Source organism: Enterococcus sp. BSD2780061688st2 D3 (assembly GCF_005844145.1).
Lineage (GTDB): Bacteria > Bacillota > Bacilli > Lactobacillales > Enterococcaceae > Enterococcus_B > Enterococcus_B durans.
Genome location: NZ_SPHN01000001.1, coordinates 38,537 through 50,467, shown reverse-complemented (window position 1 = coordinate 50,467; position 11,931 = coordinate 38,537). Strand labels below are relative to the sequence as shown.

The window sequence follows — 11,931 nt, the reverse complement described above, 5'->3', positions numbered from 1 at the left end:
AAGTAGAACAACTACGATGAAGGAGGTGTAAGACAATGGAAAATCACTTTGAATTAGAACATATTGGTATCAATATGGAGAATGAGACCGAAGCACAAGAACTTGCAAACCAATTGAGTATGCTCTTTAATTTGACACCGCGGCATGGACAAAAATCAGAATTTGCTGGTGATTATTTTGAATGTATGAAATCTCCTTTCTTAGGAAAAAATGGACATATTGCTATGCGTACTGCCAATTTGGAAAGTGCAGTAGCAGAGCTAAAAGCTAAAGGACTTTCCTTCAATATGGAGACAGCAGCTTATGACGAAGAAAACAAACTAAAAAACATATATCTTGCCGGAGAGTTTGGCGGATTTGCTATTCATATCTTAAGAAAGTAAAAACATATTTTACGATTTTCTCCTTATTGAATATGAGAGGCTGGGACAAAAGTAAGAAACACTTTTGTCTCATTCTTTAAAAACGAATAAACGGCGGGAGCAGAAGCAACTCCTTCTTAAATAAGCCGAAATTCACAAAAATTTGAAAAGCAATTTTCGTGAATTTCTTCTTATTTCTCGGAGTTAAACACTTCTGTCCCAGCCCCACTTTTTTGATAAAGAATGAGTGGATGGTAAAAAAGGTTAAAGAACAATGGAACTAGAGGAGATGGAAGTAGTGGAACTATGGTTTACCAAATCGAAAGAGGAAGTCTTGCGCTCACTGGATACTGATATAAAAGAAGGCTTATCCAGTCAAGAAGCTGAAAAGAGACTGCAGTCCTTCGGAAGAAATGAATTGGATGTAAAAAAGAAAGAAAGTATAGTGAAAAAAGTGATCGGACAATTAGAAGATCCAATGATCATCGTGTTGTTGATCGCCGCTTTCTTGTCGTATGTTTCCAGTGGCTTTAAAGATTGGACTGATTCAGTCATCATTTTGCTGATCGTGGTGATCAACGCGATCATTTCGATTTCTCAAGAAAACAATGCCAATAAATCTTTAGAAGCATTGCAAAAAATGTCGGCGCCATTGGCTAAAGTTATCCGTAACAAAAAAATGGAACATATCGAAACAGCGATGTTGGTCCCAGGAGATATCATTGAATTAGAAGCTGGCGATTTAGTACCGGCAGATGTAAGGATCTTGTCAGCAGCAAATCTAAAAGCAGATGAATCTGCCATGACGGGAGAATCTGTTCCGGTGAATAAAAAAGCATTGGAGGGATTACCTGATGATACGGTTTTAGCCGATCGTAAGAATATGCTGATCTCCTCTACTGTAATCACTAATGGTCGTGCAACTTGTGTAGTCACTAACACAGGAATGAACACTGAAGTTGGCCGAATCGCGAATATGTTGATCGCAGAAGATAATAATACGACTCCATTACAACGTAAAATGGCAGAAATCTCTAAATTATTATCGATCATTTGTTTAGGTATCTGTATCTTGATGTTTGTCGTAGGGATTTTGTATAGTCGCCCAATCCTAGAAATTTTTATGATGGCAGTTTCTCTTGGCGTAGCTGCTATTCCAGAAGGTCTAGCAGCGATCGTAACGATCGTGTTAGCTTTAGGAGTGCAACGTCTTGTTAAACGTCATGCGATTGTCAAAAAGTTACCTGCTGTTGAGACGTTAGGTGCTGCTTCAGTAATCTGTAGCGATAAAACAGGAACACTGACTCAAAATAAAATGACGGTAGTTGAAACTTTCGTTCACGGCAATGAAACACAAGAACAGTTGTTGACAATCGGAACATTATGCAATGATTCTAAGCTGACTGTTGACGGTAGTGAGTTCCGTGTGACCGGCGATCCTACAGAAACGGCATTTGTAAGTAAAGCATATGAAGAAAAATTAGACAAAAATGAGTTAGAAACAAGTCTGCCACGTGTGGCTGAAATTCCTTTTGATTCGGAACGTAAACTGATGAGTACGATTCATAAAACTGAACAAGGCTATCGCGTCATGGTAAAAGGGGCACCAGACGTTTTATTGAATCGTTGTACGATCGATGAAGCAGATGCACAAAAGATTGCTGCTAAAAATGCGGATATGGCGTCGAATGCTTTGCGGGTACTAGGTGTTGCTTATAAAGATATCACTGAGATTCCAGAAGAATTACTCTCAGAAGATATCGAAAACCAATTAACATTTGTTGGACTAGTGGGAATGATCGACCCGCCTCGTCAAGAAGTCAAAGAAGCGGTCGCTCAATGTTATGATGCAGGGATCCGCCCAGTTATGATCACTGGCGACCATAAATTGACTGCTGTCGCAATCGCCAAGGAATTAGCTATTTTCCGTTCAGGCGATCTTGCGATGACAGGGGTAGAATTAGATATGATGCCGCAAGAAGTGTTGGAAGAAGAAGTAGCGAAGTATTCTGTTTATGCCCGTGTTTCTCCAGAACATAAAATGAGGATCGTTAAAGCGTGGCAAGCCAATGGCATGGTCGTTGCGATGACCGGTGATGGTGTCAATGATGCTCCAGCCTTGAAAGTTGCTGATATTGGCTGTGCAATGGGGATCACTGGAACAGATGTGGCGAAAGGTGCTGCAGATATGATCTTGACGGATGACAACTTTGCAACGATCGTCCATGCTGTAGAACAAGGAAGAGGAATCTTCTCAAATATCAAAAAATCGATTCAGTACCTATTGAGTTGTAATATCGGTGAAATCATCACCATCTTCGTTGCTACCGCTTTGAATTTCCATCAAATGCCATTGGTAGCGATCCAACTACTGTGGTTGAATCTTGTGACTGATTCACTGCCTGCATTGGCGTTAGGAATGGAACCAGTGGAACCGGGAGTGATGAAACAAAAACCTCGCGATTCCCGTAAAAGCATTTTTGCTGATGGTTTTGCTGCTAGTATGATTTTTTATGGTGTGCTAGTCGGAGTCATCACCTTGGCTGCGTATTGGTTAGGGGAATATGTCTTGTCTAATCCGAACGTCGCCGATGGTACGGCAAACACGATGGCGTTTGCCACACTTGTCTTTGGTGAATTGACCCGAGCATTTGCTGTACGTAGTGAAACACGTTCCATCTTCAGCATTGGTGTGTTCTCTAACAGTGCCATGAACAAAGCCTTTTTGGTTAGCTTAGCATTGCAATTAGCTGTCTTGTTCATTCCATTCTTGCAAGAAATCTTCAAAGTTCAAAGTCTTACGGGCATGGAGTGGTTGATCGTGATCTTGCTATCATTAGTGCCATTGATTGTCAGCGAAATAACCAAAGCTTTTCGTAGCAAAGAATTACAGGTTTCAGATAACAGAGAGTTTTCAATGTAAACGTTAATGAAAAAAACAGGGTATCATCGAATAGGATAGTAGAATATAAGGGGAATTTGACCTATCTATTATAATCATGAAAAGGTCGAGACAGAAGTATTCAACTCAAGAAATTAAGAAGAAATTCAGAGATTTGTTTTTCAAATTTTTGTGGATTACGGCTTATCTTTCGCAAGAGTGCTTCTGTTGTTTATACGTATCTAGAGCTTGAGACAAAAGTATTTCTTACTTTTTGTCTCAAGCTCTATTTTTATCAAAAAAATAGTTCAGAGTAAAGAAAATGGCTATACTGCAATGGGTTGAAAACAGATGGTTGAAAAATCCTAAAATGATTAGACTTCATCTCGAATTTTAGCTTTCCAGTGGATAATGAGGCTGGGACAGAAGTGTTTAACTCCAAGAAATAAGAAGAAATTCAGAGATTTGCTTTTCAAATTTTTGTGAATTTCGACTTATTTAAGAAGAAGTTGCTTCTGCTCCCACCGTTTATTCATTTTTAACGGATGAGACAAAAGCGCTTCTTACTTTTGTCCCACGCTCTTAGCAAAAAAGAAAAACGAAGAAAAAAACTGATTTGATTTTGTGTACTCTTAGAATACTATATTTTAATAGAATTGTTTTCTCAATAATAATCAAACATCAAACGGATATGCTTGATTGTCTGCCAGTTCAAGTGGCACAAAGTTCTACTTTTTTATTTGTAAGCGCAAACATATACTTAGCACAGAAAGGAAAATCAAATGATGAAAACGAGAACGGTGGAATTACTTCAGAAGTTTAGAGAATATCACTATCCGGTCAACGCGGAGCAGTTAGCGTCAGAATACCATGTAAGTAAGCGAACGATTCGTCAAGACATCCTTGAGGTTAACAGCTGGTTAAGGAACCAGAAGTTGTCAGAAATAAAATCTATACGAAATAAAGGATTTTTATTATGTTTGACTGAGGATGAAAGAAAAAAGTTAATGGCAAAATTAGCTACATTTCATGAGGAGATATTGAGTCGAGAAGAACGGATCTTTGCGTTAGTCTTAGCCATCGCATACGACACTCAACCTGTTTTTCTTAATCGTAAAGAAGCAGATTTTATGGTTTCAAAGAGTACGATGGATGAAGATATCCGCCGTTTGAGAGCGGCGTTGAACAAATATGGTATCGAAATCGTTAGTTATGGAAAACAGGGGTTGGTATACAAAGGAGCAGAGCGCACGATCCGTACGATGCTTTACGATTTGATCAACAAACAATTAGGAAGGATCGATTTTTCTTTTACGGATGAACTCAAGGTCACGCCCTCACAAAAGATATTCTATCGTTATTTTTCTACAGAAGACATCAAAAAAATAGAAAGAATCTATTCCCATATACTAGCAAGACAAGAAGATGAGATTTATAAAAGTCAACTTTTATTGCTTACATTGATCTGGATTCAGAGGGTGAAAAAGCATGAGTGGATCTCGACATTGACTTGGAAAAATTTTGATGATGAACAAGCAGATTTTTCTGAATTTATCGAGCAGATACGACGAGAATTCCAGTTGGATGAGATTCCGCAGGTGGAACGTAATTACTTGCGATTTATGATCGAAACATTCAATTCACGAGATATTTCCAATACGTTTGAGTGGGTCCAAGCACAATTGTTGACGATTCAATTGATCCAGTTCGTTGAAAAAACAACAGCGATCCCATTCCATCTAAAGGAAGAACTACTATTTGAGAATCTCTACAAGCACATCGCTGCACTGATCGTGAGGATACAAAACAATGTGCAAGTCATCAACCCACTAAAAGAAAATATCCGTACGACATATGAACCGATTTATCGTGTGGTTGCCCAATTCATGCCCGTAATCGAGGAAGTAGCTTCTGGTAAAGTGATCGAAGATGAAATCGCCTTTCTAGTCATTCACTTTTCAACTATCGCTAGTGCACTTCGACAAAATGTCATCGCTAAGTATAGATCGGTGGTTGTCTGCAATCATGGGGTGGCCACGGGAAATCTTTTAGCAGAGAATCTCAAAGAAAAATTTCCACAAATCGAGGTTCTCGCAGTATTGAGTTCCAAAGAAGTACCATTAGTGGATAAATTAGACGTTGATTTGATTTTCAGTACATTCAACTTAGCTTATCAAAGTAAACCGGTGCTTGTTATTGATCCAATCTTAACGGAGAATAATCGGCCAATAGTAGCAGAATTTTTAAAAGTTCATCATAACTTTCAGCGAATAAGGCCTGAAACGAAAGAATCAACTAGCTTGTTCACTGATATTTTAGCGATAGTAGAAGGAAGCGGAGGAAAGATTGATCGTCATATCTACTCTCGTTTAGAGACATTATTTGAAAAAAACGATTTAGAGATCAATAAAAGGGAGATTCAACCAATGTTAAAAGATATATTGACTGACAGTCATATTCTGATTCAAGAAAAAGCAGAAACATGGCAGGAGACGATTGAATTAGTCGCTAAGCCCTTAGTAAAGGAAAACATCGTTGAACCACGCTATGTCGATGCGATGGTCCAGGCGGTAGAGGAATATGGTGCTTATATCGTGATTGGGAAGCACTTAGCGTTAGCTCATGCACGACCGGAAGACGGAGTGAATCAATTAGGCGTTAGTGTCACTACGCTAAAACAGCCGATTGCTTTTGGAAATCAGGATATGGACCCTGTAAAAATCATTTTTTGCCTGGCTGCTGTAGATTCTTATTCACATCTGACAATCATGAAAGAATTGATTGAACTGATCAACAATGAGGAGAAATTAACCAAACTGATCAAATGCCAAACAATCGAAACGTTTAAAACACTACTGTTTCAGTAGTTAAAAAGGGGAAGAAGAAAATGAATAAACTGAATATTTTATTTGTATGTGGTGCAGGTTTAGGAAGTAGTTTTGCAGCTCAAATGTCCGCAGAAGATGTTTTGAATAAGTTAGGAGTGCAAGCTAAATTGGATCACTGTGATATTTCATCCGCTGTCTCCATGAGACCAGATGTGATTATCACTGCTGAGAATTTCCGCTCACAATTTGAAAAATTTACGCTTGATCCGAGTACTGCGATGGTTTATTTGAAAAATATCGTTTCAAAAAGTGAAATTGAAGAAAAATTAACGCCAGTTTTACTGAACAAGGGAGCTATCTAAAAATACCATACAGGGGGAGAGACAATGGGCGTCATCAATTTTATCATAGAAAATATTTTGACTCAGGCATCGATCACCATTGCGTTGATTGCGATGTTAGGACTAGTGTTACAAAAGAAATCCACTGGTCAGATCATCTCGGGAACGTTGAAGACATTGTTGGGATTCCAAGTATTAAGTGCAGGTTCAAGTATCATCGTAGGGAGTCTGACCTACTTTGGTCAAATCTTTACCGAAGGGTTTCAAATGCAAGGAATCATTCCATCTATTGAGGCAATCAATGGACAAGCAATGAATGAACTAGGGCTAGGTAGAGATATTGCGTTAACTTTTTTAGCTATTTTTATTTTTAATATAGTACTGGCACGCTTTACAAAGTGGAAATATATTTTCTTGACAGGTCAAGCAATACTTTGGATGGCTACTATGACAACTGTTTTTGGTTATTTTGCTGGATTACGCGGACTTGTGCTGATACTGGTTGGTGGATTTATTGGTGCAATTTTTGCGATTGCCATGCCAGCATTGGCTCAGCCGATCATTCGTAAAGTCACAGGTTCTGATGACATTGCGTTAGGCCATTTTTGTACGATCGGATATTTGTTTGAAGCAGGAGTAGCCAAGCTTTTTGGTGAACGTGGCAAGAATAAAAAGTCGATCGAGGACATCAAATTACCTGCTCATTTTGAATTTTTACAAGATACCTACTTATCGGTCATGGTGGTCATGGTTCCTCTTTATATCATCACGGTATTATTTGCCGGAGAGTCTTTTGCTACAGAATTATCAGGAGGGCAAAATTACATTATGTTTGCTTTCTTGCAAGCAATACAGTTTGTTGTCGGGGTCTATATTTTATTAGCTGGTGTTCGATTATTGCTTGGTGAGATCGTTCCAGCCTTTCGCGGGATCGCAATGAAATTAGTGCCAGATGCCATCCCCGCTTTAGATTGCCCAGTGTTCTTTCCATATAGTCCAAATGCAGTGATCTTAGGGTTTATAACGACGACGATCGGGACAGTCATTGCAATGTTTACTTTACCATTGTTTGGATTAGCGATGATTCTACCAGGGATGTTGACTAACTTTTTTGCAGGTGGTACAGCAGGAATCTTTGGAAATGCTGTTGGTGGACGACGCGGTGCCATCATTGGCGGGATTGCCCATGGATTTTTTATTACATTATTGCCTGCACTACTCGTAACGATCTTCAATTCGATGGGCTTCATCAATGCGACTGCAACAGATGTCGATACAGTCGCTGCAGCTTTATTCTATGCATGGATCTTAAGTCCTATCTTAAAAGTATTTTAAAAGGAAAGTAGGAAAAGAAAATGTTTGGGTTTAAAAAAAAGAAAAAAGAAGTACCAAAAGAAATGCCTAGTCTTTCTGAGGAAGAATGTACTAGACTCCAGCAGGAAATCAAAAAGCTTGAGCAAGAACTTGCTAGTTGTGAAGAGTCAGAAAAACAGGCAAAACTATTTGAACAAATAGGGCTTGACTATGCTGATTTGGATGAAATCGAACAAGCAATCTCTGCTTTAGAAAATAGTTTGGCACATAAAGAAAGTATCGGGGATGGGTATAAGCGATTGATGTCCCTTTACAACAGAAAAAGAGGTGAGGCTGCGCGTAAAGGTGATGATCAAGGGATTGATTATTATATGGGGAAAATGGATGATATGCGGCAAATAGCCAAAAAAGTCACGATCAAAGGAAACAACTAATACGATAAAGGTGGATGAACAAATGTATACAACATTAAAAGAAGTAACCAAAACAGCAGAAGCATTGAATTTTACGGTAGGTGCCTTTAATACGCATAATCTAGAAATGTTGCCGGAAATGTTACGTGCAGCGAAAGAGATGGGGGCACCAATCATTATCCAAACAAGTGTCGATACGGCAAGATATATTGGGATGAATGTATTGGTCAACGTGGTAAAAACCATTGCCAATGAAGAAATGATCGATGCAGTTCTTCATTTGGATCATGCACGTGACTTTGATGATATCAAGCAAGCAATCGATAGTGGCTATACGTCTGTGATGTATGACGGCTCTCATTTACCTTTTAAAGAAAATATTCTAAAAACAAAAGCTGTGGTGGAATATGCCCACGCTCATGGTGTTTCTGTAGAAGGAGAACTAGGGACGATTGGAGGTACGGAAGAAGGAATTCACGTAGCTGAGAATGATAAGATCTATACAAAACCAGCAGATGCGGTAGAGTTTGTGGCAGCAACAGGGGTGGACGCTTTAGCAATCGCAATCGGGACGAATCATGGTCAGTTCAAATCCAAAACGGAAGTGAATCTTCCATTATTAAAAGAAATAAACGCTGTAGTAGATGTTCCATTAGTTATTCATGGTGGAACAGGCGTAAAAGAAGAAGATTATCCAGAATTGATCAACAATGGCATTCGCAAATTCAATGTTGGAACAGAATTATTAGTAAACTGGACCAAAACGGCTAAAACAACTTTCGGTGAAACAGAAATCAGCAAATCTTTACGCTATAATGTTATCCCAGCCAATGAAGCTGTAAAGGAAATCATCAAGCATAAAATCGGGTTATTTTTAAATGTAGGAAATGGGATCTATGCAGAAACGAAGTAAACGAAAAAAGTATTTCATTCTTTTGGCTGGGAGTCCTGGAACTGGCAAAACCTACTTAATGAGCAAACTTCGTGAACGATTTCCTACCATGTATACGATCACACTTGATGAAATCAAGGAATATTATGCAGAATCGCTTGGTTTTAATAATTTAAGAGAACGAGCAGAACAAGAAAAAAACAAAGTCTATCCATTCTTTTATCACGCATTGGAATTATATATGGAAGCTGGTAAAAAAGTGATCGTTTCCGAATATCCATTTAGTGACAAACAAAAGGAGAAACTGCAGTTTTTAGCAAAAAAATATGAGTATGAAGTGATTACCATTCGTTTAGTCGCTGATTTTGAGGTTTTATGGGCACGTCGTCATCAAAGAGATCGCGAACCAGAACGGCATCTTAGTTATATCATGGATCATTACCACTATGGGGACCAGTTAGAAGATCGATCAATGGGCACGAATCACATCACAAAAGAAGCATTTAAAAAAATAATTAATGCGCGACAATATGATCGTTTCGCACTAGGAACCCTTTATGAATTTGATGTTACTGACTTTACCAAAGTAGATTATACACCGCTACTCGATCGATTAGAGTGTCAAGTTGCACATGATGAATGATCAAGAATGTCATTTTTGATGTACGTAACGAAAGTGGAAAATCGGCAGGATAGCATGTATATGATTTAGCAAAAAGTCAAATTTTTTTCTTACTAGCTCTGAATAAACGGCGGGAATAGAAGTTGCCTCTTTTTGAGGAATACTTCATTCCTGCCGCTTTTTTCTTTAACAAGTCAGACTGTATTCATTCCAATTCTATTCTCCAAGCATTTTCTGCAACTAGAGAGAGTGAGACAAATCTAAAAATCAGTTTTGCTGCTGACTCTCGAATAAACGTTGTCTTGACCTCGAATAAAAAACAAAGAGAGGCGTATATTATTTTGAGCAATAAAATAGCAAGTGGATAGTCAACACGTTGAGAGGGGGAGAGCGGTGTCAAGAATAATTGCAGTCACACCAGAGCAGTTAAAATCTCAAGCAAAAGTTTATTCGCAAGCATCAACACAACTACAGGATGCAATGCTAAGAGTCAATACGATGAATCAGCAAATTGCCCAAGAATGGAAAGGCCGAGCCTTTCAAGCATATCTTGAACAATACAACCAACTAGAAGGAAGTATCAAAAAGATGGAGGAGCTACTAAAAAACATTGATCGGCAACTAACGAATTACGCGACTACGGTTGCACAACGAGACCAAGAAGATGCGCATTCCTTTGGGTTTTAAACGTAGTCATGTGTACATAGCGGCATAGCAAAATGAGTGAAAAAAGCTTTGTTAGGTACAGCTACAGTTGCCACCCTCTTTTGACTTAGTGATAGTAAATAAAGCAATTCGACTGAGGGAAGAGGATGTCCTAGCTGATGATCCATTAAGAACTGGTGATTCTTTCGCAATAAAAGAAAGTTGAATAATCGAGGGGTTGGTGTTTTGAATGGACAAAGCAAAAGCACAGAAGAACTTACCTTGCAAGAGACACAAGATTATGTGGTGATAACTTTAAAAGAAACACAATATCAACTAGAAAGAATGGATCAATACCGTTTATTTTTAGAGAAACAAAAAAATTTCATGGTCGGAGAAATCCTCTCCTCTACAGAAGAAAAATTAGTGATCCGATATCACAAAGAAAAAGGTATGCAGTCTTTAGCACAAATAGGAAAGAAGATCGATCCTTATCAACGATTGGTGATTGCCCAAAAAATGGGAGATCTAGTGGATTTCTTAGGTAGCCCAGTTCAACCGTATCTCCATCCTGACAATCTATTTATTTTTGGTGAAGAATTGAGGATCGCACATCGGGGATTCATACAAGCTGTAGTTCCTTATGTGGCGGAGCAGTCCTTATTTATTAAACAGTATCGTGCGCTGCTCTTGGCTATCTTACATCCTGAAACTGATTATCGAGGATTGATGGAAGGCATCAGTGTATTTAGGGACGTCTTTTCCAAAAAAATACAAGAAGCAGAAACGATCAACGAGCTCCATCAATTGATAGGAACACGGATCGTCCAACAAAAAAACAAACGTCAAACAGAAAATTTCTTTGTGAAAAAGTGTAAGTATAGGTTATACAAATGGGGAATGGTGATGTTTATTTTCCTGACAAGTTGTTTTATGGGGATCGTTGGCGACTATCAGCTAAAACGAATACCAACACTCGAACGTCTCAGCCAAGCAAAAGCATTATTTATTGATGAGGATTATCCAGGAGTTTTAATGGTGTTACGAGAGGATAAAATCGCTGATCTTTCGGAATCTACTCGATATGTATTGGCGGTAAGTTCAGTCCATGTAGCCACATTAGCTGACAAACAAAAAAGAGGGATCTTAGAGCTACTATCAAAAAAAGCAAGTGATGATTTGTTGCTTTATTGGGTGTATATCGGGAAAGGAGCTTTAGAAAAGGCGTTAGAGATCGCCAAGAAATCTGAAGATAAACCGGCTATTTTATACGTCTATACCAAGTTATACGATGAGTCACAAACAAAGCAACAGATGGAGAGTAAGAAAAAACAGGAACTACGTACAGAGTATAAAGAAGCAATTGAGTACTATTCCGATTTAGTAAAAGGAAAATTCATCACTGACTAAAAAACGTTCCAGTATTCCTATGGATGGTAAGCTCCATTCCTCGTTTCACTGACGGGATAAGAAAAAAAGCCTGATTGGTCCTCTGAAATCGATGCAAATGAACGTCAACAGCAAACTACAACAAAGGATGTCAAACTAAGGAATGGTACAACGAATGAAAGAATCATTGAAAATAGAACAAGATGAACAGTATCATTTATTCAAAAAAAATTTAGATAAATGA

Annotated in this window: 10 protein-coding genes; all 10 read left to right on the top strand. The window is 38.5% G+C overall.

Going from position 1 to position 11,931, the window contains the following annotated elements; translation table 11 throughout:
* Positions 1 to 35 precede the first annotated feature (35 nt).
* The 10 genes from FGQ66_RS00205 (at position 36) to FGQ66_RS00160 (ending at position 11,708) form a co-directional block, all read left to right on the top strand.
* Positions 36 to 383: a 2-dehydro-3-deoxyphosphogluconate aldolase gene (locus FGQ66_RS00205; RefSeq protein ID WP_138301347.1), complete on the top strand. Its 348-nt coding sequence runs from the start codon at positions 36 to 38 to the stop codon at positions 381 to 383.
* 253 nt (positions 384 to 636) lie between these two features.
* Entirely contained in the window at positions 637 to 3,285 is a 2,649-nt protein-coding gene (locus tag FGQ66_RS00200) for a calcium-translocating P-type ATPase, PMCA-type (RefSeq protein ID WP_249361085.1), read from the top strand.
* 743 nt (positions 3,286 to 4,028) lie between these two features.
* Entirely contained in the window at positions 4,029 to 6,110 is a 2,082-nt protein-coding gene (locus tag FGQ66_RS00195; RefSeq protein ID WP_138301548.1) for a BglG family transcription antiterminator, read from the top strand.
* Positions 6,111 to 6,130: 20 nt separating this feature from the next.
* Complete coding sequence (locus FGQ66_RS00190) at positions 6,131 to 6,433, top strand: PTS sugar transporter subunit IIB (protein ID WP_081134657.1); 303 nt, start codon at positions 6,131 to 6,133, stop codon at positions 6,431 to 6,433.
* Between the two features lie 24 nt (positions 6,434 to 6,457).
* Positions 6,458 to 7,747, top strand: coding sequence for a PTS sugar transporter subunit IIC (locus FGQ66_RS00185; RefSeq protein ID WP_138301345.1), 1,290 nt, complete (start codon positions 6,458 to 6,460; stop codon positions 7,745 to 7,747).
* A 20-nt stretch (positions 7,748 to 7,767) separates the two neighbouring features.
* Positions 7,768 to 8,160, top strand: coding sequence for a hypothetical protein (locus FGQ66_RS00180; protein ID WP_081134653.1), 393 nt, complete (start codon positions 7,768 to 7,770; stop codon positions 8,158 to 8,160).
* 22 nt (positions 8,161 to 8,182) lie between these two features.
* On the top strand, positions 8,183 to 9,052 hold the full coding sequence (locus FGQ66_RS00175; RefSeq protein ID WP_138301344.1) for a class II fructose-bisphosphate aldolase: 870 nt from the start codon (positions 8,183 to 8,185) through the stop codon (positions 9,050 to 9,052).
* A complete protein-coding gene (locus FGQ66_RS00170; protein ID WP_113845223.1) occupies positions 9,036 to 9,674 on the top strand; it encodes a P-loop nucleotide/nucleoside kinase family protein in 639 nt (212 codons plus the stop codon). The genes FGQ66_RS00175 and FGQ66_RS00170 overlap by 17 nt, the downstream gene beginning before the upstream one ends.
* Positions 9,675 to 10,046: 372 nt before the next feature.
* A complete protein-coding gene (locus FGQ66_RS00165) occupies positions 10,047 to 10,340 on the top strand; it encodes a WXG100 family type VII secretion target (protein WP_138301343.1) in 294 nt (97 codons plus the stop codon).
* A 204-nt stretch (positions 10,341 to 10,544) separates the two neighbouring features.
* A complete protein-coding gene (locus FGQ66_RS00160; RefSeq protein WP_138301342.1) occupies positions 10,545 to 11,708 on the top strand; it encodes a type VII secretion protein EssB/YukC in 1,164 nt (387 codons plus the stop codon).
* Positions 11,709 to 11,931: the final 223 nt, after the last annotated feature.

Excerpts from the sequence above, each read along its gene's own strand:
- FGQ66_RS00205 (WP_138301347.1), top strand. The coding sequence starts at position 36 with ATGGAAAATCACTTTGAATTAGAACATATTGGTATCAATATGGAGAAT.
- FGQ66_RS00200 (WP_249361085.1), top strand. The coding sequence starts at position 637 with ATGGAACTAGAGGAGATGGAAGTAGTGGAACTATGGTTTACCAAATCG.
- FGQ66_RS00195 (WP_138301548.1), top strand. The coding sequence starts at position 4,029 with ATGAAAACGAGAACGGTGGAATTACTTCAGAAGTTTAGAGAATATCAC.
- FGQ66_RS00190 (WP_081134657.1), top strand. The coding sequence starts at position 6,131 with ATGAATAAACTGAATATTTTATTTGTATGTGGTGCAGGTTTAGGAAGT.
- FGQ66_RS00185 (WP_138301345.1), top strand. The coding sequence starts at position 6,458 with ATGGGCGTCATCAATTTTATCATAGAAAATATTTTGACTCAGGCATCG.
- FGQ66_RS00180 (WP_081134653.1), top strand. The coding sequence starts at position 7,768 with ATGTTTGGGTTTAAAAAAAAGAAAAAAGAAGTACCAAAAGAAATGCCT.
- FGQ66_RS00175 (WP_138301344.1), top strand. The coding sequence starts at position 8,183 with ATGTATACAACATTAAAAGAAGTAACCAAAACAGCAGAAGCATTGAAT.
- FGQ66_RS00170 (WP_113845223.1), top strand. The coding sequence starts at position 9,036 with ATGCAGAAACGAAGTAAACGAAAAAAGTATTTCATTCTTTTGGCTGGG.